This window comes from Capillimicrobium parvum (assembly GCF_021172045.1).
GTDB lineage: Bacteria > Actinomycetota > Thermoleophilia > Solirubrobacterales > Solirubrobacteraceae > Capillimicrobium > Capillimicrobium parvum.
The window spans coordinates 4,123,594-4,147,717 of sequence record NZ_CP087164.1; the positions used below are offsets into that span (position 1 = coordinate 4,123,594).

Below are 24,124 nucleotides of genomic sequence, written 5' to 3' on the forward strand. Positions count from 1 at the left end.
CCCCGGGACGGGCTCGCGGCTCGATACCGTGCCTCCCGCATGCCCGACCTCGACGCACTCCTGGACCGCATCGGCCTCGACTCGGCGCCGCCGCCCACGCTCGCCGGCCTTGACGCGCTGCAGCGCGCGTTCGTCGCGCGCGTGCCGTTCGAAGATCTGGCGATCCACCTCGGCGAGACCGAGCCGCTCGACCTCGACCGCGTGCAGGAGCGCGTGCTCGCCGGCGGGCGCGGCGGGTACTGCTTCGAGCTCAACGGGCTGTTCGCGTGGATGGCCGAGCAGCTCGGGTTCGGCGTGCAGCGGCGGGAGTCGGTGGTCGGCCCGCGCGACGTGCCCTCGCCCACGAACCACCTCGGGCTCGTCGTCACGCCGCAGGACGCCGGGCCGCGCCTCGCCGAGGTCGGGTTCGGCCAGGGGCCGCTGCAGACGCTCCCGCTCGCGGAGGGCCGCCACACGCTGGCGGGGTCGAGCTTCAGCTGGAGCCTCGCACAGGAGGACGACGGCGGCTGGTGGTGGACGTTCGACGAGCACGTCGCCGTGCCCGGCATCCGGATCGGCGCCGGCGCCGTCGGCTACGACGCCTTCGCGCCGCACCACGAGCGGGTGTCGACCTCTCCGGAGTCGCGCTTCGTCCAGACCCTCGTCGTCCAGCGCCCGTCCGCCGACCGGTTCGTCTCGCTGCGGGCGCGCACCGTCGCGGTCGACGGGCCCGGCCATCGCGATCGGCGCCTCGTCGCCGGCGCGGACGACCTCGCCGAGGTGCTCGACGCGACGTTCGGCATCGACCCCGACGTCCTCGGCCCGGCGCGCATCGAGCGGCTGTGGGAGCGCGCGGCCGCCCAGCACGAGGCGTGGGAGCGCGCGGCCGCCCAGCACGAGGCGTGGGAGCGCACGGCCGCGGCCTCCGCCGGCGCCTGACGACCATGCCCCTCCGCGCCCGCGCCCGCCTGCTGCGCCACCGCCTCCGCCCCCGGGTCCGCCTCGGCCGGGGCGTGACCTGCGGGCGCCGCGTCCGCCTCGAAGCCGACCCCGGCGCGTGCATCGTCATCGGCGACGGCGTCCGGCTGGGCGACGGCACGCGGCTCATCGCCCGCGCCGGCACGGTCGCCGTCGGCCGGCGCAGCGTGCTCGGCGAGCGCTGCACGGTCGTGGCGCTCGGCGGCATCGAGCTGGGCGCCGACGTCCGCCTCGGCGACTGGGTGACCGTGACCGACTTCGAGCCCGCCCCCGCGGATCCGGAGACGCCGATCCGCGCCCAGCCGCTGCACGTCGCCGCCGTCCGCGTCGGCGACGGCGCGATCCTCGACCATGGCGCCTGCGTGTTGGCCGGCGTGGCGGTGGGCCCGCGCGCCCGCGTCGGCGCGCACGCGGTGCTGGCCGCCGATGTGCCGGCCGGCGGCGCGGCCGAGGGCGCCCCGGCGACGGTTCGCGCCCGGTGACCGCACGGGCCGCCGGCCCGCGCGAGCGGATCGCCGCGTGGTACGTGACCGGCCCGCTCGGCCACTTCGTCGCGGGCGTCGCCGACTGGGCGGAGCTGCTCGGCCGCTGCGCGCTCAGCCGGCTTCGAGAGCGAAGATCGGCCAGCGCCCGGAGACGCCCTTGAGCTCGTGCATGCCGAGGTCGCGGAACGGCAGGCCGGAGCCCACGACCGTCCCGTAGACGGTTCCCGACACGACGACGTCGCCCGGTCCCGCCATCGCGCACAGGCGCGCGGCGATGTGCACCGCCATCCCGCCCACGTCGTCGCCGATGAGCTCGCACTCGCCGGTGTGCAGCCCGACGCGCGCCTCGATGCCGAGATCCGCGAGCTGTTCGACGAGGTCGCGCGCGTAGCGCACCGCGTCCGACGGCAGGCCCGCGAACGTGGCCAGCACCCCGTCGCCCGTGCTCTTCACGCGCCGGCCGCCGTGGCGGGCGAGCTGCACGTCCACCGCGCGGTCGTGCGCCCCCAGCAGCGATCGCCAGCGCGCGTCGCCGAGCCGAGCCGCCAGCCCCGTCGCGTCGCAGATGTCGGTGAACAGGACGGTGCGCAGCGCCCGTTCGAACATCCCGCCGACCGGGCCGCCGCTGACGAACTCGAGCATCTCGGCGACGAGCCGGACGCTGTCGCCCGAGCTGGGCAGGCTGTCGGTGCCGGGCAGCTCGACGAGCCGCGCGCCCGGGATCTTCTCCGCCATGTAGCGCCCGTGACGTACGTCGATGAGGGTGTCGCCGGTGCGGTGCAGCACGAGGGTCGGGGTCCGGACGTCGCGCAACTGGGCGGTCACGTCGGTCACGCCGCCCATGACGCTGGCCCGCGCCGTGCCGGGGCTGGCGGCCAGCCGCTCGAGCCGGGCGAACCACGCGCACAGCTGCGGGTCGTCGGCGCAGCTCGGCGCGACGCGATCGGCCAGCAGGCCCTCGCCCCAGTGCTCGATCTGCTCGTGGAACACCGCCTGCCGCTCCTCGGCGGTCAGCGTCCAGTGGACCTCCTCGCTGCGCTGGTTCGTCGCGAAGGCCCCGTACAGGATCAGGTGCGACACGCGCTCGGGATGCGCTGCGGCGAAGGCGATGCAGACGGGTCCCCCGGTCGTGTAGCCCAGCAGCGCGACGCGCTCGCTGCCGGCCGCCTCGAGCACCGCCCCGAGGTCGGCCGCGTGCACCCACACGTCGTCGGAGGTGACCGGATCGGACATCCCGGTGCCCCGCCGGTCGTAGATGATCAGGCGGGTGTGGCGGCTCAGGCTCTCGATGTAGCGCGCGAGTCCCGGCGCCTCCCAGACGAGCTCGACGTGCGTGACGAACCCCATGCTGAGCAGGAGGTCGACGGGCCCGTCGCCCACCACCTGGTAGGCCAGGCTGACGTCGCCGTTGCGGGCGTACTGCGTGCGCGGCACCACGGCGCGGCAGACTACCTCGCCCTCGATAGCGTTCGGGCCCGTGCTGCGGCTCGTCTTCACGAACCTGACCCGGCGCAAGGGGCGCACGATCGCCACCGCGATCGGCATCGCTCTCGGCGTGGCCACGATCGTCGCCCTGCTGTCGATCGGCGCGGGCCTGAAGCGCACCGCGGCGGAGTTCGTCCATCTCGGCCAGTCGGACTTCGGCCTCTTCCAGGCCGGCATCGCGGACCCGACCGCGTCGATCCTGCCGACCGAGCTGGCGACGAAGCTCGAGCGCCGGCCCGACGTCTCGGCCGCCACCCCGCTGCTGCTCGTCGTCGAGGGCGTCAAGCAGGATCCCGCCGCCGTCGTCTTCGGCGCCGAGCCCGACGGCTTCTTCGCGCAGCGGCTCGTCGTCACGAGGGGCCGCCACGCGCTGGGGCCCGGGCAGATCCTCGTCGGCGACCAGCTCGCCAGGCGGCTCAAGCTCGGACCCGGGGACACGATGCGCGTCAAGACGCGCGCGTTCCGGGTCGCCGGCGTCTACCACACGGGCATCTTCTTCGAGGACACCGGCGCGGTCCTCGACCTGCGCAGCGCCCAGAAGCTCACCCACCGGCGCCGGACCGAGGCGACGAACATCGTCGTCCAGCTCGCCCCGGGCGCGCGCCAGAAGCAGGTCGAGGCCGCGGTGGGACGGGCCAACCCCGGCACCCTCGTCATCGGGACGCCCGAGGAGGCCGCGCGCGTCGGGGCCAACGGCGAGCTCGTGCGCAAGACCGTGACGATCGTGGCCGCGCTCGCGCTCATCGTCGGCGGCCTCGGGGTGACGAACACGATGGCGATGGCGGTGATGGAGCGCCAGCGCGAGCTCGCGCTGCTGTCGGCCGTCGGCTGGAAGCGCGTGCGGATCGCGTCGCTGGTGCTCGCCGAGGGGGTGGCGACGAGCATCATCGGGGCGGGCTTCGGGATGCTGCTGGGGATCATCGGCGCCGACGCCCTCAACCAGGCGCTCAGCGTGTCGTCGGTCGTCTCGCCGCAGGTGACGTTCGACACCGTCTGGCAGGCGCTGGCCATCGGCGTCGCGATCGGGATCCTCGGCGGCCTCTATCCCGCCTGGCGCGGGACGAGCGTGTCACCCCTGCGGCTGCTGGGTGGCGGCCCGTAGGTACGGCCGGTCGGGCTCGTCGACGAGGCGCCCGTCGCGCAGGTGCAGGAGGCGGTCGGCGCGGTCGCCGAGCAGCGGGTCGTAGGTGACGACGAGCAGCGTCGCCCCGCGCCGTTCGCGTGCGTCCTCGAGCAGGTCGAGCACGCGCTCGGCGGACTCGGAGTCCAGCGCGCCGGTCGGCTCGTCGGCGAGCAGCAGGCGCGGGTCGTTGGCCAGCGCGCGGGCGACCGCGACGCGCTGGCGCTCGCCGCCCGACAGCGTCGAGGACAGCGCGTTCACGCGGTGGCCCAGCCCGACCTCGCGCAGCAGCGCCTCCGCGCGCTCGCGCCGCTCGCGCCGGCCGATGCCCGCCCCGATGAGCGGGATCTCGACGTTGCCGCGCGCGGGCAGGTGGCCGAGCAGGTTGTGGTGCTGGAAGACGAAGCCGACGACCTCGCGGTGGTAGCGGTCGCTCGGGATCTCGTCCAGCGGCGTTCCGTCGATGAGGACCCGGCCGGACGTCGGGCGGTCGAGGCCGCCGATCAGCGACAGCAGCGAGGTCTTCCCGGATCCCGACGGCCCGGTGAGCACGACGAACTCGCCGCGCTCGATCGACAGCGAGACGTCGTCGACGGCGACGATGTCGGGCGGGTGGCGGCGGCAGACCTGCTCGGCGACGATCGCCGCCCCGCGCTCGCGGCGGTCAGCGGCGGACACGAACCTTCCAGTCGAGGTTGACGCTCCCCCGCCCGGGAGAGGACACGACGACCCGGAAGGTGATCGGGTAGCCGGCGGCTCGGGCGGGCCACAGGATGGTGTCCCGGTAGCTGCCGCGGAAGCTCCATGGGCGCGGGCCGCCCTTCGAGTGCCCGGGCCACGGGTTCTGCGTGGAGACGACCTGACCGTTGTAGAGGAACTTGTACACCGCGGTCGCGCGCAGCGGCTGTCCGGAGCGCGTGCGCGCGCTCACCGTGATCCGCCAGCTCTTCGCGCCGCCCTTCGGCGAGTGGTTCGGCGCCTTGAGCTGGGCCGAGAATCCGGCGGCCGATGCGGGAGCCGCCGGGATGGCGAGGGCGGCGATGCCGACGAGGACGGCGAGAAGTCGTGCGCGCATGGTCGTCATGAGCCTCCGGAAGTCTGGGTCACGGCAAGCATAGGTCACGCCTCCTGTGCGCCGGCGGCGCGCGCGGCCTCGGCCAGCGCCTCGGCGGCCGGCCGTGACCGGTGGCCCAGTTGCGCCCGGGCGCGGGCATCGTCGAAGCGCATCGGCAGCCGCGCGAGGCGCACCTCGTCGACGTTCAGCAGCGCCGGCTCCCGCCCCAGCGGGCGCAGCGCGGCGCCGGCGGCGCGGGCCGCGGCGTACGCGGCTCGCCACGGGATCGCGACCCGCGGCGCGCTGCGGCCGGCCGCGGCGGCGACGAGGGCGAACACGTCGCGCATGAGCAGGTTCTCGCCGCCGAGCAGGTAGCGCTCGCCGGTGCGGCCGCGCTCGAACGCGCGGATGTGTCCCGCGGCGACGTCGGCGACGGCGACGACGTTCAGCGCCCCGCCGCGCAGGTACGCCCGCGCCCGGCCGGCGGCGACGTCGGCGACCATCTTGCCCGTCGGCGTCGGGCGCCGGTCCCCGGTGCCGACGGGCGTCGTCGGGTTGACGACGACGACCTCGCGGCCCTCGCGCGCGGCCCGCAGCGCCAGCCGCTCACCCTCCAGCTTCGTGCGCTTGTAGGGGACGGCGAGCTCGTAGCCGGGCGGGCCGTCGGCCTCGGTGGCCGGGCGGCCCGCTACGGGCCCGCACGTCGCGCACGAGCTCGTGTGCACCACCCGGCGCACGGACGCGCAGCGCGCCGCCGCGTCGAGCACGGCCCGGGTGCCGTCGACGTTGACCGCCTGCATGAGCGCCGCATCCGCGCGCGCGAAGCTGTAGACCGCGGCGAGGTGGAAGACCGCGTCGCAGCCGTCCATCGCGCGGGCCAGCGCGTCGCGGTCGAGCACGTCGCCCGCGACCGGCTCGGCGCCGTCCGGCAGGTCGTGCGGCGCGCGCCGGTCGAACGCCCGGACCTGCGCTCCCTCGGCCGCGAGCGCGGCGACCACGTGCGCGCCGATGAACCCGCTCGCGCCGGTGACGAGAGCCCTCACCGCCGTGCGGCGACGCTCTGGCGCGCCATCCGCCAGCCGAACGACGCCATCGCCGACGGCAGCCGCTCGGCGGCGGCCACGACCTCCTCCAGCGCGGCGGCGAAGCGGCGGATCTCGGCCTCCTCGACGACGAGCGCTGGCAGCGCCTTCACGACGTTCATGCCGTGGCCGGCGACCTGGCAGAGGATGCGGTGCTCGTGGAAGAGCGGCACGGTGACGAGCTGGGCGATGAGCCCGGGCTGCGCGCGCTCGACGGCCTTGAACAGCGAGCGCGAGGCGGCGCCCCCGGGCCGGCCGAGCTCGATCGCCCACATCAGGCCCAGCCCGCGGACCTCCCGCACGATCTCGTAGCGGTCGACGAGCGGCCGGGTCAGCTCGAGCAGCAGCTCGCCCATCCGCGCCGCGTGCTCGACGAGGCCCTCGCGCTCGAGGACGCGCAGCGTGGCCAGGCCGGCGGCGGCCGCGAGGTCGTTGGTACCGAAGGTGGAGCCGTGGCGCACGCCGCGCTCCATGCCGTCGAAGACGCGGCCCATGACATGGCGCGAGACGAGCACGCCGCCGATCGGGACGAACCCGCCCGACAGCGCCTTGGCGACCGTGATCATGTCCGGCTCGACGTCCCAGTGCTCGAGCGCGAACAGCCGGCCGGTGCGCCCGATGCCGGTCTGCACCTCGTCGCACACCAGCAGCGCGCCCGCCGCGTGGCAGCGCTCCTGCGCGCCGCGCAGATAGCCGGCCGGCGCGAGGTTGACGCCCTTGCCCTGGACCGGCTCGACGATCAGCGCGGCGACGCCGCCGCCGGCGAGCTCGCGCTCCAGCGCGTCGAGGTCGCCGAACGGCACCGCCCGGCAGTCGGCGAGCAGCGGGCCGAAGCCGTCGCGGAACTCCTTGTTGCCGTTCAGCGACAGGGAGCCGAGGGTCAGGCCGTGGAAGGCGTGCTCGGCGAAGAGGATGCGGTCGCGGCCCGTCGTCGCGCGCGAGAGCTTGATCGCCGCTTCGACCGCCTCGGTGCCGCTGTTGGCCGGGACCATCGCGCCGATGGAGGCCGGCGCCCGCTCGACCAGCGCCTCGGCGAGGACGCCGGCGAGCAGCGTCACGCCGAGCTGCGGCAGGTTCGGCGTGCGGGCGGCCATGACGTCCTCGAGCGCGGCGATGACGTCCGGGTGGTTGCGGCCCACCGCGAAGACGCCGTAGCCGCACAGCAGGTCGAGGTAGCGGTCGCCGCGGTCGTCGATCAGGTGCGCGCCCTCCCCCGCGACCCACTGCCTGTCGAACCCGAGGGTGCGGACGATCCGCCCCAGCTGCGGGTTGAGCACGCGGTCGTTGAGCACCATCTCCTCGCCGCGGCGGGTCGTGAGGATCTCGTGGACGCTGGGCAGGGGGGCGGGCACCCGGAGAATTGTCCCAGGCGGTGCGGGGTATGGTTGCGCCGTGACCCTCGAAGGCGATCCGCACCGGCGCCCCGGCGAGGTGGAGCCGGGGACTCCGCTCGACCAGGAGGCGCTCGAGCCGGCGCCCGTCGAGCGCGAGGGCCGCTTCGACACGCCGTCCGAGATGGCGCGCGAGCCGCACGAGCGCCCCCAGGGCATGATCCCCGGCCGCGAGCGCCGGCGCACGAAGGTCGAGCGCGGGTTCATGCGGCTGATCGCGACGGGCGGCATCGTCGGCGTCGCCACGGCGCTCGGGGCGATCCTCGTCAGCCAGGACGTGGCGGGCTGGATCATCGGGCTCGTGATCGGGCTGGTCTCGGTGATCCTCGCGGCGCTGCTCTGGTCCTCGCGTCAGCTCTGACGGCCGCGATCGCGGGCGTTCCGGGCCTGACGGCGTCCGAGAGGTGCTTGGCCGCGGCGCCCAGGCGCGAGCCACCGTCGATCGGGATGTCCGTGCTCGTGATGAACCGCGGCGAAGTCGGGGACACTGCCCGCGTGCCGGCAATGGTCCAGCCACCCGCGCGCGCCACGGCCGCGCGCCACGGCCTGCTGCTCGTCCTCATCCTCGGCTCGCTGACGGCGCTGGCGCCGCTGTCGATCGACCTCTACCTGCCGGCGCTGCCCGATCTCGGCGACGACCTCGGCGCGTCGACCTCGGTCGTGCAACTGACGCTCACGGCGTGCGTCGTGGGGCTCGGCGTGGGCCAGCTCGTCGCCGGGCCGCTGGCCGACCGGTACGGGCGCCGCCCGCCGCTGCTGATCGGGCTGGCGGGCTTCGCCGTGAGCTCGGGGATGTGCGCGCTGGCGCCGACGGTCGAGATCCTGATCGGGCTGCGTCTCGTGCAGGGCGCCACCGGAGCCGCGGGTCTCGTCATCGCGCGGGCGGTCGTCCGCGACGTCTACGGTCCCTCGGCGACGCGCATCTTCGCCGCGCTGCTGCTCGTCACGGGGCTCGCGCCCATCGTCGCCCCGATCGTCGGCGCGCAGATGCTGCACTTCACGACGTGGCGGGGCACGTTCGTTGTCCTGCTCGGGCTGGGCGTGGCGCTGCTGGTCGCCACGTGGCTCGGCCTCGGCGAGAGCCTGGCGCCGGAGCGGCGCCGCGCCGACGGCCTGCGGGCGACGCTCGTCACGCTGCGCGGCCTCGTCGCCGACCGCTCGTTCATGCCCTACGTCGCGTGCTTCTCGCTCGCGTTCGGCGCGTTCTTCGCCTACATCTCCGCATCGCCGTTCGTCCTCGAGGACATCCACGGCGTCTCGCCGCAGGTCTTCAGCGCCATCTTCGCGGTGAACTCCGCCGCGCTCATCGGGGCGGGCCAGGTCGCCGGGCACGTCTCCGGGCGCCTCGTCGAGCCGCATCGGCTGCTGTACGGCGCCGTGTGGCTCGTGGCGGTCTCGGCGGTGGCGCTCCTCGTGGTCGTCGCGGCGGGCGGCGGGCTGTGGCCGCTGCTCGCCTGCCTGTTCGGCATCGCGGTGGCGAACGGCCTCGTCGTGCCGACGGCGACCGTGCTCGCGATGGCGGGCCACGGCCATGTCGCCGGCAGCGCGTCGGCGCTGCTCGGCCTGTGCCAGTTCGGCCTGGCCGGCATCCTCGCCCCGCTCGTCGGCATCGCGGGCAGCGACACCGCGCTGCCCATGGCGGTGGTCATCGCCGTGTGCGGGCTGGGGGCGCTGGCGTCGATGCGGGTCGTCGCGCGGTAGGGCTCACCTGCGCTGCGGCCGGCGCGCCCACGGGCTCAGTCGCGGCGCGTGAGGCGGTCCATCTCGACCTCGGCGGTCTCGCGCGTGTCGGTGAAGATCACGTACGCCAGCGGCGGCCCGCCGAAGAACGTCGAGTTCTCGCCGCCGCCGACGAAGATCGCGGGCCGGACGCCGTCGGCGAACTGGACCCAGACCTTGTGGCCTTCCGCGTGCTGATGTGCCATGGCGGGCGAGCCTAGTGGACCCATTGGTCGCACTGCGCCCGCTCCGCGACCGCCACTCGGCCATCTCGCCGAGCGGTCCCGCAACCGCCGCAGGAGCAGCGGGCCGTGGGCGCCCGCTCCTCGAACGTCAGCGCACGGGCGGCGGGGTGCCCTGGGCGGTCGCCGCGAGCGCGGGGTCCCAGTCGCACACCGCGCACGCGTGCCGGACCGCCGACCGGCCGAACGCCAGCGCGGCGCCGTGGGGATCGGCCGCCGCCCCCACGTCGCTGAAGTCGAGGACGTACTCGCCGAGCTCACCGTCCCAGCGGGCGGCGTCCGGCTCGAGGCGCGCGGTGTCGAACCCGGGCACGGCCGGGTGGGCGTACGCGTAGAAGGCCGCCCGCGGGTAGCGGGGGTCGCCCGGCCACCACCCGACCGCGATCTCCTGGACGTCCATCGCGTTGCGCATGATGAAGTCGTCGGACGGCGGGGTCGCCGGGCGCCCGGAGAAGAGGTTGACCGCCAGGTCGAACGACCCCCACCAGGCGTTGACCGGCGTCGAGCGGCCCCGGAACGGCGCGCGGAGCGCCGCCAGGACCAGCGCCGCCCGGGTCGCCGCGTCGTGGAAGCGCTCGACGGCCGCCGGGTCATACGTCGCGTGCTCGTCGTCCTCGTCGAGCGGCGCCGTCCACGGCACCTCCTGCGGCGTGGGGTCGATCGTGAAGTCTCCCGCCAGGTCGCGGGCCGCGGCCAGCACGTCGCGGGTCACCTCGCCCACCGCGCGGTCCGGGCCGAGCGCGATGCGCGCCCCGCGCCCGCCGCTGTGCTCGACGACCGCCTCGTGCGCGTGGAGGTCCAGCGCCGCGACGATCGCGCCCGAGCCGTCGGGCGCCGGCAGCGGGAGGGTCTCCCAGCCGCGGGCGGTGACGCGCAGCGCCGCGTGCTGGAGCTGCGGCTCGGGCGGCGCGAGGGCCACGGCGAGCTTGCCGAGCACCTGCGTGTGGGCGTGGAGCGTGTCGCACGTCGCGCTCCAGGTCTCGTAGTCGACGGCGGGCCAGGAGGACATGGCCGGGACGCTACTCCTCCGGTGGGCCGGGCTCCGCGTCTCGCCCCGTCGCGCCATCGGGTGAGCGATGGCGCGACGCGCTCACTCGGGCGCGTCGTCGGCAGGCGGCTGGAGCCACTCGGCCTCGCCCCGGCTGACGGCCTCACGGCGCGCGACCTTGCGCGCCTCCTTGTCCTGGCGGCGCTCGCGCAGACGGCTCTCGCGCTGGAGCTTGGCCATGGTGGTCTTCTTCTTCCCCTTGGACGCCATACCGGGCTAGAGCGCTTCGACGTTCGCGGCGGACAGTCCCTTGGGGCCCTCCTCGGCGTCGAAGCGCACCTTCGCGCCCTCGGCGAGCGACTTGAAGCCGGTCGCGCGGATGGAGCTGTGGTGCACGAAGACGTCATCGCCGGCCTCGTCGGGCGTGATGAAGCCGAAGCCCTTGTCGTCGCTGAACCACTTCACGGTTCCGGTTGCCATCGGTGTCCCCTCTCTTTGGGGTCTGTGCACGGCGAAACGCGGAGGCGTGTGAGGCTGCCGACTGCGGGAACGCGAGCACTGCTCTGGCCGGTCGACGCCCGGCCCTTGCGCCCGAGCATAGCGGCGGGGCGACCGCGGCGGATGCGCCGCCGCGCGCCGGGAGACGCTACCGTGCCGCCGCTCCGCCCGCCCGTCGCGGCGGCTCGTTCGACGCGGAGGACCGCCCAGCCATGCCACCGCTCCGCCGCCTCGCGCTGCCCGCGTTCATCGCGATCGCCTGCCTGCCGGCGCCCGCCGCACAGGCCGATACGCCGGTGTCCACGGTCCGGCCGACCGGCGTCGGCCTGCCGATCCTCGACGACACGACGAGCCTGCAGGCCGGCGACGGCGCCGGCCTGATCGCCGCGTTGCGCGAGTACCACGACTCGGGCCGGTATCGCCGCGACCTCGAGACCGTCAACGGCGCCGCCCGCCGCTTCCTGCGCCGCCAGCTCACCCGTCGCTCGCCCGCGGCCCGCCGCCCCGCGATCGTCCTCGACGTCGACGAGACGGCGCTGTCGAACTGGGCGACGCTGTCCGCCGGCGACTTCGGCGCCAGGCCCGTCGACGCGGCGCTCGCCGACCAGCCCGCCCCCGCCATCGCCTCCACCCTCGCGCTGTACCGCGACGCGCGTCGCCGCCACGTGGCCGTCTTCTTCGTCACCGGCCGTTCGCCGCAGGCCCGGGCGTCCACGCTGCGCAACCTTCGCGCCGCCGGCTACGACCGCGGCTGGTCGGGCGCCGCCTTCAGACCGCGCGGCGTGGACACGACGCCGTTCAAGCGCGGCGCGCGCGCCCGGATCGAACGGCGCGGCTACACGATCCTCGCCAACGTCGGCGACCAGCAGAGCGACCTGGCCGGCGGGCACGCGCGGCGCGCGTTCAAGCTGCCCAACCCGTTCTACGTCATCGCCGGCCACTGACCGGGACGGGACCCGTCAGTCGCGCGACTGGCCCCGGTCACGCTCGCTCGGCGCGATCGGGACGTTGACGCGGTACTTCAGGCCGGCGAGCCGCACGCTGACGCACACGACGACCCCCAGCACCGGCCACACGGGGTTGGTGCTGCCGCTCTCCTGCGCGGCGACGAGCACCCCGGCGCCCAGCAGCGCCGGGATGGCGTAGAGCTCGTGCCGCAGAACGGTCGGGACCTCGCGCAGCAGCACGTCGCGCAGCATGCCGCCGCCGATGCCGGTGATCGCTCCGAGGAGGATCGCCTGCGCCGGCCCGAGGCCGAAGTCGAGCGACTTCGTCGCCCCGGTGACGCAGAAGAGGCCGAGTCCGAAGGCGTCGAAGACCAGCACGCCGCGCTGGACGCGCTCGAGCTGCGGCCGGGCGAAGTAGGAGACCAGCCCGGCGGCTCCGGCGGCCGCCAGGTAACGCCAGTCGCGGAACGTCGCCGGCGGCGTGCCGATCAGCAGGTCCCGCGTGATCCCGCCCGCCAGCCCCACCACGGCGGCGAGCACGAGGATGCCGAAGAGGTCGAGCTTGGCCCGCACCGCGGCGAGCCCGCCGCTGAGACCGAAGATGAACGTCCCGGCCAGGTTCAGCGCGAGGATCAGCGTCGGGTTGAAGCCGTGAGGGACGTCCATCGTCAGCCAGGAGGTTGTCCCGGTCCCCGGCCGGACCGGGGCCGCGCGGCGCACCCGCGCCGGCGGTCCGAGCGATTGCCCGGCGGGTAGAGACAGACGTTACCGCCGGTCGCGGAGGCATCGGGGCCGGATCGTCGATGGAGGAGCGTGAACATGGCCGAGCCGACCCGCAGCAATCCGGCTCTCGCCGGCCTGGACGGCATCATGGGCGAGCTCGAGGACCTCTACCGCGACGTCCACGCGCACCCGGAGCTGTCGATGCAGGAGCATCGGACCGCGGAGAAGGCGGCGGAGCGGCTGAGCGCCGCGGGCTATGCCGTCACCACGGGCGTCGGCGGCACCGGGGTCGTGGGGCTGCTGTCCAACGGCGACGGCCCGACGGTGATGCTGCGCGCCGACATGGACGCGCTGCCGGTCAGGGAGGCGACCGGCCTGCCCTACGCCAGCACCGCGACGGCGACCGACCCCGCCGGCGACGACGTCCCGGTCATGCACGCGTGCGGGCACGACATGCACGTCACCTGGCTGGCCGGCGCGACGGCACTGCTCGCCGGCGCCCGCGACGCCTGGAAGGGCACCGTGCTGGCCGTCTTCCAACCCGCCGAGGAGACCGCCCAGGGCGCGCGGGCGATGATCGACGACGGGCTCTTCGACCGCTTCCCGAAGCCGCAGGTCATCCTCGGCCAGCACGTCATGCCCGCCCCCGCGGGCGCAATCGGCTTCCGGCCCGGCACCACGCAGGCCGCCGCCGACAGCCTCGAGGTGCGGCTCTTCGGCCGCGGCGCCCACGGCTCGATGCCCGAGTCCAGCGTCGATCCCGTCGTCATGGCCGCCGCGACGGTCCTGCGCCTGCAGACGATCGTCTCGCGCGAGGTCGCCGCCAGCCAGGCCGCGGTCGTCACGATCGGCGCCCTGCAGGCCGGCACGAAGGACAACGTCATCCCCGACGAGGCGCTGCTGAAGCTCAACGTCCGCACGTTCGACGAGCAGGTCCGCACCCACGTGCTGGACGCGATCAAGCGGATCGTCGAGGCCGAAGCGACCGCCTCGGGCGCGCCCAAGCCGCCGGAGATCACGATGACCGAGCACTACCCGCTGACGGTCAACGACCCCGCCCGCACCGCCCGCGTGGCCGCCGCGCTGCGCGGCCAGTTCGGCGACGACCGCGTGCACGAGCTCCCCGCACCGGTCTCCGCCAGCGAGGACTTCGGGTCCTTCGGCACGGAATGGGGCGTCCCGTCGGTCTTCTGGTACGTCGGCGGCACCGACGCCGACGTCTACCGCCGAGCCGAGCAGGCCGGACGGGTCGCCCAGGACATCCCGACGAACCACAACCCGCGGTTCGCCCCGGTCATCCACCCGACGCTCGAGACCGGCGTGCAGGCGATCACCGCCGCCGCCCTCGACGCGCTCGAGGGGTCCGAGGCGCAACCGTGACCGAGCTCACGTCACCCGGGTCCTGCGTATCGCCGCACATGGTCAGGTCTCACGATCGGCAATCTCGTCCACCCGGGTGCGCGGCATGACCAGTTGGCGATGATCGTCCCTGCCGCGGGCCGTCAGGAGCCGCCGAGCGCCGCACTGCAGTCCGTGCGGATGGCCGCCAGCTGTTGGCGGACGGCGTCCGCCTGCGCCTTGACGCTGTCGCCCTCGAACAGCGAGCCCAGCGCTGACGCGTACGCCTTGGCGCAGCTCTTGGTGACCTCGGCCTTCGAATCGGCCGCCTTGACCGCTTGATCGCGCTCCTCCGTCGCGGCCTGCTGCGCGGTCGCCTCCTCCTGCGAGGCCGCCTTCTCCGCGTCGGCCCGCGCCTTCTCGGCGTCCGCTCGGGCCTTCTCGGCGTCCGCTCGGGCCTTCTCGGCGTCGGCCCCGCCGGTGGTGTCGGCGCCGGCGCTCTGCTCGGCGTCGCGGGCCCGCTGCTCGGCCTCCTGCGCGGCCTTCTCGGCGGCCTTCGCCTTCTCCTCGGCCGTCTGCGCCTGCTGCCCGGCGGCATCGGCGTCCTGCTTCGCGGCGTCAGCGTCCTTCTGCGCCTGGTCGGCGGCAGCCGAGGCGTCCGTGACCTCCTGCTCGGCCTCGGCGAGCGACTCCTGAGTGGCGCCCAGCTCCGCGGTTATCTCGTCGTAGGCCTTCTTGAAGCCGGCGACCGCGGTGGTCTGCGCCGCCGTGCTCTTGTCGAGCTCGGCCTGGGTGTCGTTGAGGTCCGAGCGCGTCACGATGGCCCAGACCAGGAGGCCGGCAGCGACCACCGCGAGCCCGATCGCGACCCACAGCCACGGGCTGTGACCGCCCTGCTTCGTTGCTTCCGGCGGGGTCGGCTCACCGGCGGGTTCCGGCGGGGTCGGCTCATGGGCGGGAGGCTCCAGCGTCGACACGCTCAGTGCCCCCTGATGCTGCGAGCCGGGTGACGGTCCAGGATGCGGCCGGCAGCGACTGCCGGCGCGTGGCGATGCGACGCCATCGTTCGTACCTCCGGGCGACGTGGGGTGGTCCGGGCAACTATGCGGCCGATGGGCCCCGTCGGCAAACCGGCGGACCGGCGTCCTACGGTGAGGCGCGCATCACCCCCGCGTCGTGCGGTCCGGCAGACTCATCGCGCTCGCGCCGGGATGGATCGGCCTGGCGGTCGCCTTCGGCGGGGGATCTCCCGGAGCGCCTGCTCGCGCAGCGCGACCGGATGAAGGAGGCGTTCGGGCGGCGCTGGTACGTCGCGCTGACGAGCGCCGTCGGCAAGGTGGGCTTCGACTACCTCGCGCTGCTCTGCTGCCTCGCTGCCGTTGGTGCGCGCCCGAACCCGTCACTTGTGCTGCTCGCCTACGTCGTAGGCGCGCTGCTCGCCCAGATCCCGATCACCCCCGGCGGCCTCGGGTTCGCCGAGGCGGGCCTGACGGGCATGCTGGTCGCCGCGGGCGTCGGCAGTCAGGAGGCGCTCGTCTCGACGCTCGCCTACCGCCTGGTCTCCTTCTGGCTTCCGCTGCCGGTGGGCGGGGTCGCCTACCTGCTGTTCCGCCACCGCTACGGAGCGGCGTCCGGCGACAGCGCCACATCGAACACGGTGCCGTAGCGACCGAGGGCATCACGCACCCGCGCGAGCCCCGAGTCGACGAGAACGCACAGCACAGCCTGCCCGGGCCGCAGGTCCTCACCGACCTTCCGAAGCCGACGGTCGGGGATGCCGGTGTCCCGCATACCGAGCACCGCCCCGCCGACCAGGCCGATCAGCGCGCCGCCGACCGGCACCCCGAGCAGAACCCCGGCGACGAGGCCGGCGGCACCGCCCCCGACGAGCCCCTCTCCGGCAGCGACGCTCCGCGTCTGCTCAAGCTCGATGCGACCACGCTGCGTGCGGGCCACGACGGCGGCGTCGTGGACCGAGACCTCCTTCTCGGCCCCCAGCTTCCGCACCGCGACCAGCGCCTCCTCCGCGGCGGCGACCGACTCGAACACCACCGCCGCGAAGCTCGTCGCGCCGTGCCCACCCTCGTGATGGTCCGGGGTCATCTTGAAGCGAAGAGCCTAGATCGCCCCGGCCGTCGCGCCGCCGTGGCGCTGACATGGAAAGCAGGAGTGCGGCCCACGACGACGCGACGGTCGAGGGATGGAAGCAGCAGCAGTGGGCTTTGCTACTCGCGTTTCATCATGGCGAGTGCGTCCATCTCCAGATCGACATACTGGTCGCCCGAGACGTCGACGATGGCCTCCGTGATGGTGCCGCCGGTGAACCGGTAGGGGTGGGTGCCCGCGTAGTCGTCGGTGACGGGCTCGCCGGGGTCGCGTCCGACGTTCAGGCCCTCGCCGACGAGCGAGAAGCTGCCGGGCTGGGTCATGATCCGTCCCTCGCCGACCTTTGCGTCGTCGATGAACAACGACAGCGTGCCGGTGGTCGGCATTCCGTCGCCTTCGCGCACGAAGGAAGCGCCGAGGATCACGCGTCCCGTCGGGATCTCCGTGGTGGACTCGATCCGCTGCTCGTTGTCGCCGACGAAGTTGTAGACGTACTTGAGCTTGCGGTCCTTGACGTACAGGGAGTGCCCGCCGAACCGTGCGCCGTGGGAGAACAGAACGCCGTGCGCGTCATCGGAGTCGATGTCGACCTCGACCGCGATGCTGTAGCTGCGGTTGCGGATGCTGACGGCCGCCGATTCGGGGACCTCGGCCGCGTCGGGGTAGTAGACGTACCGGTCGCGCGGCGGCGCGACCTGGGGGCGTCCCGGATCGGTGAGGACCTCGACCGCCGTCCTGTCGAGCAGCGGGAGTCCATTGTAGAGGCCGGCCGCATGGAACCAGAGGTTGATCATCTCCTGGACCTTGCCCGGGTGCTGGGCCGCCAGGTCGTGGCACTCGGTCGGGTCCTCGGTGGTGTTGTAGAGCTCCCAGCGATCGTCCTCGAAGTGGCCCCAGCCGGCGATCGTCGGGTGCACGCTCACCGCCTTCCATCCCTTGTGCCAGATCGCCCGTGAGCCGAGCATCGAGAAGAAGCCCGTCTCCTTCGGCGTGGGCACGTCGTCACTCTTGAACGTCGAGCGGAAGTTCACGCCTTCCAGCGGGATCTGCGGGTACCCCTTGACGACCTCCGGCATCTCCACGCCGAGCACGTCGTACATCGTCGGGACGACGTCGGTGGCGTGCAGGAACTGGTGGCGCAACTCGCCCCGCGCGGCGATCCCCTCGGGCCACGAAACCACCATCGCGTCGGCCACGCCGCCCTCGAAGTTGTACCGCTTCCACATCTTGAACGGCGTGTTGAACGCCCACGCCCACCCGACCGGGTAGTGGTTGTAGGTGGCGGGCGATCCGAGCTCGTCGAGCTGTTTGAGGTTCTGCTCGATGTTGTCGGGGATCCCGTTGAAGAACTTGTTCTCGTTGACCGAGCCGTTCGGGCCACCCTCGCCGCTCGCCCCGTTGTCCGAGACCAGCACGATGATCGTGTTCTCGATCTGCCCCGACGCTTCCAGGAAGTCCAGCAGTCGTCCGATCTCGTGATCTGTGTGGGACAGGAAACCGGCGTAGACCTCGGCCATGCGGGAGAACAGCCGCCGCACCTCCTGAGACAGCGAGTCCCAGGGACGGACGACGTCGAGCGAGGGCCAGGGCTTGCCGTCGACGCTCTGCTCCTCGGCGTAGGGATTGAGCGGCGACAGCTCGGTGCCGGCGGGGAAGATCCCCATCTGCTTCTGGCGCTCGAACACCAGCTCGCGGTAGGCCTCATAGCCCATGTCGAACTTGCCCTTGTACTTCTCGATCCACTCCTTCGGGGCGTGATGCGGCGCGTGCGTCGCGCCGGGGCAGAAGTACATGAAGAACGGCTTCTCCGGCGCGATCATCTTGGCGTCCTTGACGAACTGGATCGCCTTGTCAGTGAGATCCGTCGTGAGGTGATAGCCCTCGTCCGGCAAGGCCGGCTGCTCGACCAGGTGGTTGTCGTAAACGAGGTCCGGATACCACTGGTTGGTCTCGCCACCCAGGAACCCGTAGTAGCGCTCAAAGCCGCGCCCGACCGGCCAGTTGCGCTTCGTCGAGGCCATGTTCATCTCGTCGGACGCGACCAGATGCCACTTGCCGAGCATGTACGTGTTCCAGCCCCGCTCACCGAGCACCTCGGCGATCGTCGCGCACTCGAACGGGATGTGGCCGTTCGCGTTCGGGAAGCCGCTGGTGGCCTCCGCGATGCAGGCCATGCCGTTGGTCGTGTGGTTGCGGCCCGTCAGCAGCGACGAGCGGGTCGGCGAGCACAGCGCCGTCGTGTGCCAGTTCGTGTACGTCAGCCCCGACGCGGCGAGCCGGTTGATGTTCGGCGTCTCGATCAAGCCGCCCCACGGCTCCATCGCCGAGTACCCGACATCGTCGAGCACGATGTACAAGACGCTCGGCGCGCCCGGCGGCGCCACCGGCTGGACGTACGCCTCCCAGTCCGGGACCGAGTCGCGATCGTCGAGCTTGATCGTGCCCTTGAACGGCTTGGTCATCTGCGTGATCCCTCCCAGGGCCGGCCACCGCCGCGGCGCGCGGCTCGATGACGCGTCAACGATCACGCAGGGTCACGCCGCGCGCATCCTCCCAAACGGATGAAACGGATCCGCCGCCGGACGGTTGGCCTGGCGACGATCGGCATCGCCCCAGCCTCGCGTCGCCGCGCGGGCGGCCAAGCCCCGATCCGGTCGCTTCCCGGTCCGCTTCGCCTCGGATTTGGTAGGACCACAACACCTCGCGTCGGCGGTCGGACGGCGGCGCTCACGGACAGTGGTCCGTCACGACACCGTCCTGGTTGAGCTTGTACGTCACGTCGATGCCCGCCGCGTCGGTGAGGTGTTTGAGCGTCGCGAAGTCGCCGCGGAATCCATGCACCTGGCATGCCGGAGCGCAACCGCGCCGATGTGCTCACGGCCCCGCGGTCGGTCGCCCTTCTGGCCCGACGTGACGCTATGATGGCGCGCCACACGGCGTTGACCTTCGGGAGAGGGGTAGCGGTGGCCAGCGAGCTCAAGCGGTGGGCGACGAAGTATCCGGATCTGGGCACCGGACCGCTGCCTGTCGAGCCCTACATCTCACCGGAGTACGCGGAGCTCGAGCGTGAGCACATCTTCCGCCGCGTATGGCTGAACGTCGGCCGCATCGACGACGTGCCCACGCCCGGCTCGTACTTCGTCCGGGAGATCGCCGTCTGTGGGGCATCGGTGCTCGTCATCCACGGCTCGGATGGCGTCATCCGCGCGTTCCACAACGTCTGCTCCCACCGGAGCAACAAGCTCGTATGGGAGGAGCGCGGCCAGTGCGGCGGCTACCTCAGCTGCTGCTTTCACGGGTGGACGTACGACCTCGAGGGCAAGCTCCGCGGCGTCCTCGACGAGGACAACTTCCACGAGATCGCGCGGGAGCGGCTCGGGCTCTCTCCGCTGGCGACCGACACCTGGAAGGGCTTCATCTTCGTCCACTTCCAGCACGAGCCGGAGGAAACTCTCGAGGAGTACCTCGGTGGCATGACCGAGGAGCTCGCCGATCACGACCTAGGCGCGCTGCACCTGACGTTCCGCTACGACGTCGAGGAGCGCGCCAACTGGAAGGTCGCCATCGACGCGCAGAACGAGATCTACCACCTGCCCATCCTCGGCCCCGTCCATGGCGCCTTCACTGACATCCTCGAGACCAACGAGGAGGGCTGCACGCGGTTCTCGCACTTCAAGCGCTTCGGGCGTCACACGCTCTGGGCGACCGGCGGCAACCCGGACTACGTGCCGGCCGGCGTAGAGCAGCTCATCGGCGCGGTGCCCATCACGCCGCTGGAGCTGCCGACGAACAGCCTCTTCGACTTCTACGTGCTCTTCCCGAACATGGTGATCGCGTTCCTGCCGGGAGGAATGATGTTCACCTACAACTTCTGGCCCCAGGCCGTGGATCGGACGGTGTGGGAGATCCGCTTCCACTTCCCGAAGCCAACGGACGCGGCCGAACTCGTCGTCCAGCACTACCGCAAGACGCAGTTGCGCGACGCGCTGGCGGAGGACATCGCCGGCCACCAGAACGTCTACGCGGGGCTCGCGTCGCGCGCGAAGTCCGAGTTCTTCCTGCAGGACGAGGAGGTGCAGATCCGCAGCTTCCACGCCAGCTGGCACGAGCTCATGGACGGCGCGGTCGCCGTCGACGGGCGGTGGTAGCGGCATGCTTCCCGCCGGCTTCGACGATCTCGCGCCCCTCCTGGACTGGGCGCTCCCGCGCGACGAGGACCGCATCGAGAAGCGGCTGACGTCGAGCATCGACGAGGCGACGGCGTTCTACGACGCGATGCTGCCGCGCTTCGCCGCGGTGATGAAGTACCTTGGCGGCGTGGCGGCCGAGACACCGGATGCGGACGACCGCCGCCTCCAACTGCTCGCCACCGCGTTCGTCGAGATCGCCGACACCGTCGAGTTCTACGCGCCGACGGGCACGACCGGGCCCGAGGACCTCCGGCGCTTCACCCCGGCGTACAACTCTGTCCTGGGCATAGCCCTCGGCGGACACGCGAAGACCTGACCGCGCGATGACGGGCAAGGTCGGGCTGGTCACGGGTGGCGCGTCGGGCATCGGCCGCGCCGCCGTGCTGGCGTTCGCGCGCGAGGGCGCGAGGCTCCTCGTCGCCGACGTCGACCACGGCGGGGCCGAGCAGACCGCGCAGGAGGCACGCGCGCTGGGCGCAGACGCCGCCTCAGTCGGGCTCGACGTCCGCGAGGAGGCGGAGGTCGAGCGCGCCGTCGGAGTCGCCACGCAGGCCTTCGGCCGACTGGACTTCGCCCTCAATAGCGCCGGGATCCAGGGTCCGCTGCGCGAGGCGGCCGAGTACGCCGAGCATGACTGGCAGCAGGTACTCGCCGTCAACCTCACCGGCGTGTGGCTGTGCACGAAGCATGAGATCCGCGCGATGCTGCGGACCGGCGGCGGATCGATCGTCAACGTGGCCTCGAACTTCGGGCTCGTGGGCGGCGTCGGGATGGCCGCGTACAGCGCGAGCAAGCATGGCGTGATCGGCCTGACGAAGACCGCTGCGGTCGAGTACGCCGACCGCGGGGTGCGGGTCAACGCGCTATGCCCGGGCGCGACGGAGACCCCGCTGGTCGGCAAGATCGTCGACGCCGACCCGGTGGCGGGTCCTGAGATCATCTCGCAGATCACCGCCGCGCTTCCGATGGGACGGATGGGCCGTCCGGAGGAGATCGCATCTGCGGCGCTCTGGCTGTGCTCGCCGGGCGCGTCGTTCATGACGGGCGCCGCGCTGTCCGTCGACGGCGGGTTCGTCGCGCGGTGACGGGAGACGTCCAGACAGGAGGAGAGAGCAGGAACGTGAGGGTTGTCTGCCGGGTCGGTGACGTCGCAGACGGGTGTGTGAAGCGCGTCGAGCTCGACGGGTACGCGCCGCTCGCCGTCTTCAACATCGGCGAGCGCTACTACGTGACCGACGACACGTGCACGCATGTCGACGCGTCCCTCGCGGAGGGGACGATCGAGGGCGACGTGGTCACGTGCCCGTTTCACCGCGGCCGGTTCCACATCCCGAGCGGCAAGGTCGTCTCGCGTCCGCCGAAGTGCGATCTGCGAACCTACGTGGTGGAGGTGCTCGGCGACGAAGTGGTGATCGTCGAGTGACGGCTGCGCTGCTCGACTTCCAGGAGCGAGCGGCGGCGCAGGTCGCAGAGCGCTACGCGCGGCACGCAGCCGGACGCGACGCCAAGGAGGGCGCGATCCCATTGCCGTTCATGCAAGCGTTCGCCGCGGTGACGCAGTCGGGCAAGACCGTGGTTCTCGCCGAGGCGGTCGCGCGCGTCCAGGCGGCGATGGCCGTCAAGCCCGTCGTGTTGTGGCTGTCGCGCGGCCGGGTCGCGGCGCAGAAGAGCTGGGGCGGCCTGCAGGCGGGCCGGCGCCATCGCGCGCTCCTCGACGATGTATCCGTGCGGCTGCTCGCGGATCTTGACGCGGCCGACCTCACCGACGCCCGTTCGACGGTGCTCTACTTCGCGACGGTCGACACGTTTGGCCGCGTGGGCACGGAGCAAACGTTGTTCTCCGTGTCCACGAGCGACTTCAGCGCGCTCGACGATGCCCTACTCGATGTCTTGCGCCGGCGGCGCGGCGCGGGTGGCGTGCGTCGGCCGCTCCTGCTCGTCTACGACGAGGCCCATCCGCTCGGGCACGTGCAGACCGAGCGGCTGCTGTCGCTCGAGCCGGACCTGATCCTGCTGGCGAGCACGACGATGGAGCTGCCCGCCGGGATCGCGCGGGTGGCCGCGCGCCTGCGAGCTGCGGGATGGCGCGACTCCGACCTCACGACGATCCCACGCCTCGCCCGGCCGGGCGCCTAGAGCCTCGATCCACCGTTCGCCACTGCGCCGAGGAGATCCACAACGCGCTCACCGCGGCAGCGGAGCTTGACACCTCACCACCGGCGAAGTGCTCTCCGTCCACCACATCGACCCCAACCGCAGCTACTGGCGCAACCAAAACACAGAGCCCGGCCGATGGCCGGGCCCCCCGAACTGAGACCGATGTCCCGAGACATGTGAGACCCATGTCCCGAGACATCACACAAAGGGTGAGCGAGGGGACTCGAACCCCAGTCAAGTCGCGTTTCGTGGTGTAGCTCGCGATCGTCGGTGTGATCGTCTGCTGCTCAGGCGGCGGTGAGCTCGATCACCTCCTGTTGATCATGGGCAGGAGATGGCCCGGTCTGCGCAGCGTCGAGTACCTGCTTGAGCGAGTGCTCGGAGAGGTAGCGGCGGGCGACCAACCACTCGTCGTTCTGTTCGATGAGGACCATGCCGGCCAGCCGGATCAGGGCGGCGTCGTTGGGAAAGATCCCGACGACGTCGGAGCGCCGGCCGATCTCGCGGTTCATGCGCTCCAGCGGATTGGTGGAGCGCAGCTTGGGCCAGTGGTCCTTGGGAAACGCGTAGAAGGCCAGCAGCTCGGGCTCGGCGTCCTCGAGCAACCGCGCGACCTTCGGCGCCGGCCCGCGGAGCCGATCGACGACCTCGCCAAGCCGCTCGCCGGCCTCGACGCCGTCTGAGGCGTTGAAGATCTGGCGGATCGCGGTGGCGATCATCGGCTGTTGCGCCTTGCCGACATGGCCCAGCATGTCGCGCAGGAAATGCACGGTGCAGCGCTGCCACGGCGCGTCGAGCACCCGGGCGATCGCGTTGCGGAGGCCCTGATGCGCGTCGGAAACGACCAAGCGCACCCCTTGCAGGCCGCGGGCGCGCAGCGAGTGCAGAAACTCCGTCCAGAACGCCTCGGTCTCGGCCTCGCCGACATCGAGGCCGATGACCTCGCGCCGGCCGCTGTCGTGGACGGCGTAGGCGATGACCAACGCCTTCTGGCGCACCCCGCCCCGTTCGCGGACGCGCTCGATCTTGGCGTCCAACCACAGATACGGATAGGCGCCCTCCAGCGGCCGCTCGCGGAACGCCGTGACCTGCTCGTCCAGGCCGCGGCACATCCGGCTGACCTGGTCCTTCGATAGGCCGCGCAACCCCATCTGCTCGACGAGCCGATCGACCTTCCGCGTCGAGACGCCGTTGACGTAGGCCTCCTGGACGACCGCGACCAGCGCCTGCTCGGCGCGCCGCCGCGGCTCCAGAAACGACGGCAGATAGCTGCCCGTCCGCAACCGCGGGATCTCCAGCTCAATCTCGCCGACCCGGGTGTCCCAGCGCCGCTGGCGATACCCGTTGCGCTGCGCGCTGCGGCGCTCGGGGGCGCGCTCTCCGAGCTCGGCGCCGACCAGTTGCGCGACCTCGGCCTCCATGATCTCGCGCACCATCAGCGCCACGCTCTCGCGCAGCAGATCGGCGTGCTCGAGCGCGAGCACCCCCTCGGCCGCCTCGCGGGCGGTCACACTGTCCTTCCCGGCCATCGTGGTGTCCCTTCGTCAACTTCTTGGCAGAAGCCGACGATCATCGGGCCCACGGTGGCCGGAACCGTCCCGGCCAGCCCGTCAGCCCCCAGCTACACCACTTCTAACGACCT

The 24,124-nt window shown here is 72.7% G+C and carries 27 protein-coding genes; 13 read left to right on the top strand and 14 right to left on the bottom strand.

All coding sequences use genetic code 11. From position 1 onward, the window contains the following. The first annotated feature begins 39 nt into the window (after positions 1 to 39). A complete protein-coding gene (locus tag DSM104329_RS20035; RefSeq protein WP_259311620.1) occupies positions 40 to 918 on the top strand; it encodes an arylamine N-acetyltransferase family protein in 879 nt (292 codons plus the stop codon). Positions 919 to 923: 5 nt separating this feature from the next. Continuing rightward, positions 924 to 1,439: an acyltransferase gene (locus DSM104329_RS20040; protein ID WP_259311621.1), complete on the top strand. Its 516-nt coding sequence runs from the start codon at positions 924 to 926 to the stop codon at positions 1,437 to 1,439. Between the two features lie 114 nt (positions 1,440 to 1,553). Here DSM104329_RS20040 and DSM104329_RS20045 read toward each other — a convergent pair whose 3' ends face one another. After that, entirely contained in the window at positions 1,554 to 2,879 is a 1,326-nt protein-coding gene (locus DSM104329_RS20045; RefSeq protein WP_259311622.1) for an adenylate/guanylate cyclase domain-containing protein, read from the bottom strand. Between the two features lie 40 nt (positions 2,880 to 2,919). Between DSM104329_RS20045 and DSM104329_RS20050 the strand changes: the two genes are divergently transcribed. After that, complete coding sequence (locus DSM104329_RS20050; RefSeq protein WP_259311623.1) at positions 2,920 to 4,029, top strand: ABC transporter permease; 1,110 nt, start codon at positions 2,920 to 2,922, stop codon at positions 4,027 to 4,029. On the opposite strand, the gene DSM104329_RS20055 is transcribed toward DSM104329_RS20050, so the two are convergent. From DSM104329_RS20055 to DSM104329_RS20070, 4 genes are read right to left on the bottom strand one after another with little or no spacing between them, the layout of a single operon-like run. After that, positions 3,997 to 4,725 carry an ABC transporter ATP-binding protein gene (locus tag DSM104329_RS20055; RefSeq protein ID WP_259311624.1) on the bottom strand — a complete coding sequence of 243 codons (729 nt, stop codon included), beginning with the start codon at positions 4,723 to 4,725 and terminating at the stop codon, positions 3,997 to 3,999. The two genes, DSM104329_RS20050 and DSM104329_RS20055, sit on opposite strands and share 33 nt — an antisense overlap. Then, complete coding sequence (locus DSM104329_RS20060; RefSeq protein WP_259311625.1) at positions 4,712 to 5,131, bottom strand: hypothetical protein; 420 nt, start codon at positions 5,129 to 5,131, stop codon at positions 4,712 to 4,714. Before DSM104329_RS20060 ends, DSM104329_RS20055 begins: the two co-directional genes overlap by 14 nt. Positions 5,132 to 5,166: 35 nt before the next feature. Then, positions 5,167 to 6,144: an NAD-dependent epimerase/dehydratase family protein gene (locus DSM104329_RS20065; protein WP_259311626.1), complete on the bottom strand. Its 978-nt coding sequence runs from the start codon at positions 6,142 to 6,144 to the stop codon at positions 5,167 to 5,169. Then, positions 6,141 to 7,478 carry an aspartate aminotransferase family protein gene (locus tag DSM104329_RS20070; RefSeq protein WP_407655939.1) on the bottom strand — a complete coding sequence of 446 codons (1,338 nt, stop codon included), beginning with the start codon at positions 7,476 to 7,478 and terminating at the stop codon, positions 6,141 to 6,143. Before DSM104329_RS20070 ends, DSM104329_RS20065 begins: the two co-directional genes overlap by 4 nt. Positions 7,479 to 7,575: 97 nt before the next feature. On the opposite strand from DSM104329_RS20070, the gene DSM104329_RS20075 reads away from it, so the two are divergent. Together DSM104329_RS20075 and DSM104329_RS20080 are read left to right on the top strand one after the other, a co-directional pair. After that, on the top strand, positions 7,576 to 7,935 hold the full coding sequence (locus tag DSM104329_RS20075; RefSeq protein ID WP_259311628.1) for a hypothetical protein: 360 nt from the start codon (positions 7,576 to 7,578) through the stop codon (positions 7,933 to 7,935). A 143-nt stretch (positions 7,936 to 8,078) separates the two neighbouring features. Continuing rightward, complete coding sequence (locus tag DSM104329_RS20080; protein WP_259311629.1) at positions 8,079 to 9,275, top strand: multidrug effflux MFS transporter; 1,197 nt, start codon at positions 8,079 to 8,081, stop codon at positions 9,273 to 9,275. 35 nt (positions 9,276 to 9,310) lie between these two features. Here DSM104329_RS20080 and DSM104329_RS20085 read toward each other — a convergent pair whose 3' ends face one another. The 4 genes from DSM104329_RS20085 to DSM104329_RS20100 form a co-directional block, all read right to left on the bottom strand. Then, complete coding sequence (locus DSM104329_RS20085) at positions 9,311 to 9,499, bottom strand: hypothetical protein (RefSeq protein WP_259311630.1); 189 nt, start codon at positions 9,497 to 9,499, stop codon at positions 9,311 to 9,313. Between the two features lie 127 nt (positions 9,500 to 9,626). Continuing rightward, the gene (locus DSM104329_RS20090) at positions 9,627 to 10,544 is read right to left on the bottom strand and encodes a DUF5996 family protein (protein ID WP_259311631.1); all 918 of its coding nucleotides are present in this window, start codon (positions 10,542 to 10,544) and stop codon (positions 9,627 to 9,629) included. A gap of 81 nt (positions 10,545 to 10,625) precedes the next feature. Next, positions 10,626 to 10,763: a hypothetical protein gene (locus tag DSM104329_RS20095; RefSeq protein WP_259311632.1), complete on the bottom strand. Its 138-nt coding sequence runs from the start codon at positions 10,761 to 10,763 to the stop codon at positions 10,626 to 10,628. A gap of 36 nt (positions 10,764 to 10,799) precedes the next feature. After that, positions 10,800 to 11,003, bottom strand: coding sequence for a cold-shock protein (locus tag DSM104329_RS20100; protein WP_259311633.1), 204 nt, complete (start codon positions 11,001 to 11,003; stop codon positions 10,800 to 10,802). Between the two features lie 230 nt (positions 11,004 to 11,233). Here DSM104329_RS20100 and DSM104329_RS20105 point away from each other — a divergent pair, with 230 nt between their 5' ends. Continuing rightward, on the top strand, positions 11,234 to 11,965 hold the full coding sequence (locus DSM104329_RS20105; protein WP_259311634.1) for an HAD family acid phosphatase: 732 nt from the start codon (positions 11,234 to 11,236) through the stop codon (positions 11,963 to 11,965). A gap of 15 nt (positions 11,966 to 11,980) precedes the next feature. On the opposite strand, the gene DSM104329_RS20110 is transcribed toward DSM104329_RS20105, so the two are convergent. Next, complete coding sequence (locus tag DSM104329_RS20110; protein ID WP_259311635.1) at positions 11,981 to 12,634, bottom strand: trimeric intracellular cation channel family protein; 654 nt, start codon at positions 12,632 to 12,634, stop codon at positions 11,981 to 11,983. A 153-nt stretch (positions 12,635 to 12,787) separates the two neighbouring features. On the opposite strand from DSM104329_RS20110, the gene DSM104329_RS20115 reads away from it, so the two are divergent. Next, positions 12,788 to 14,071 carry an amidohydrolase gene (locus tag DSM104329_RS20115; RefSeq protein ID WP_259311636.1) on the top strand — a complete coding sequence of 428 codons (1,284 nt, stop codon included), beginning with the start codon at positions 12,788 to 12,790 and terminating at the stop codon, positions 14,069 to 14,071. Between the two features lie 122 nt (positions 14,072 to 14,193). Here DSM104329_RS20115 and DSM104329_RS20120 read toward each other — a convergent pair whose 3' ends face one another. Next, positions 14,194 to 15,006 carry an alanine-zipper protein gene (locus DSM104329_RS20120; RefSeq protein ID WP_259311637.1) on the bottom strand — a complete coding sequence of 271 codons (813 nt, stop codon included), beginning with the start codon at positions 15,004 to 15,006 and terminating at the stop codon, positions 14,194 to 14,196. A gap of 74 nt (positions 15,007 to 15,080) precedes the next feature. Here DSM104329_RS20120 and DSM104329_RS28970 point away from each other — a divergent pair, with 74 nt between their 5' ends. Then, positions 15,081 to 15,695 carry a lysylphosphatidylglycerol synthase transmembrane domain-containing protein gene (locus DSM104329_RS28970; RefSeq protein WP_326924510.1) on the top strand — a complete coding sequence of 205 codons (615 nt, stop codon included), beginning with the start codon at positions 15,081 to 15,083 and terminating at the stop codon, positions 15,693 to 15,695. On the opposite strand, the gene DSM104329_RS20130 is transcribed toward DSM104329_RS28970, so the two are convergent. Both DSM104329_RS20130 and DSM104329_RS20135 read right to left on the bottom strand, forming a co-directional pair. Continuing rightward, on the bottom strand, positions 15,647 to 16,132 hold the full coding sequence (locus tag DSM104329_RS20130; protein WP_259311639.1) for a DUF1269 domain-containing protein: 486 nt from the start codon (positions 16,130 to 16,132) through the stop codon (positions 15,647 to 15,649). The two genes, DSM104329_RS28970 and DSM104329_RS20130, sit on opposite strands and share 49 nt — an antisense overlap. Positions 16,133 to 16,254: 122 nt before the next feature. Next, positions 16,255 to 18,597 (bottom strand): arylsulfatase, encoded by a 2,343-nt coding sequence (locus DSM104329_RS20135; protein WP_259311640.1) that lies wholly within the window; start codon positions 18,595 to 18,597, stop codon positions 16,255 to 16,257. A gap of 501 nt (positions 18,598 to 19,098) precedes the next feature. On the opposite strand from DSM104329_RS20135, the gene DSM104329_RS20140 reads away from it, so the two are divergent. The 5 genes from DSM104329_RS20140 to DSM104329_RS20160 are packed head-to-tail and all read left to right on the top strand — an operon-like array spanning position 19,099 to position 22,461. Then, positions 19,099 to 20,283: an aromatic ring-hydroxylating oxygenase subunit alpha gene (locus DSM104329_RS20140; protein ID WP_259311641.1), complete on the top strand. Its 1,185-nt coding sequence runs from the start codon at positions 19,099 to 19,101 to the stop codon at positions 20,281 to 20,283. Between the two features lie 4 nt (positions 20,284 to 20,287). Continuing rightward, a complete protein-coding gene (locus tag DSM104329_RS20145; protein WP_259311642.1) occupies positions 20,288 to 20,641 on the top strand; it encodes a hypothetical protein in 354 nt (117 codons plus the stop codon). 7 nt (positions 20,642 to 20,648) lie between these two features. After that, the gene (locus DSM104329_RS20150) at positions 20,649 to 21,410 is read left to right on the top strand and encodes an SDR family NAD(P)-dependent oxidoreductase (protein WP_259311643.1); all 762 of its coding nucleotides are present in this window, start codon (positions 20,649 to 20,651) and stop codon (positions 21,408 to 21,410) included. 35 nt (positions 21,411 to 21,445) lie between these two features. Next, positions 21,446 to 21,748 (top strand): non-heme iron oxygenase ferredoxin subunit, encoded by a 303-nt coding sequence (locus DSM104329_RS20155; RefSeq protein ID WP_259311644.1) that lies wholly within the window; start codon positions 21,446 to 21,448, stop codon positions 21,746 to 21,748. Next, complete coding sequence (locus DSM104329_RS20160) at positions 21,745 to 22,461, top strand: hypothetical protein (RefSeq protein WP_259311645.1); 717 nt, start codon at positions 21,745 to 21,747, stop codon at positions 22,459 to 22,461. The genes DSM104329_RS20155 and DSM104329_RS20160 overlap by 4 nt, the downstream gene beginning before the upstream one ends. 308 nt (positions 22,462 to 22,769) lie before the next feature. Here DSM104329_RS20160 and DSM104329_RS20165 read toward each other — a convergent pair whose 3' ends face one another. Further along, on the bottom strand, positions 22,770 to 24,011 hold the full coding sequence (locus tag DSM104329_RS20165; RefSeq protein WP_407655851.1) for an IS256 family transposase: 1,242 nt from the start codon (positions 24,009 to 24,011) through the stop codon (positions 22,770 to 22,772). Positions 24,012 to 24,124 lie beyond the last annotated feature (113 nt).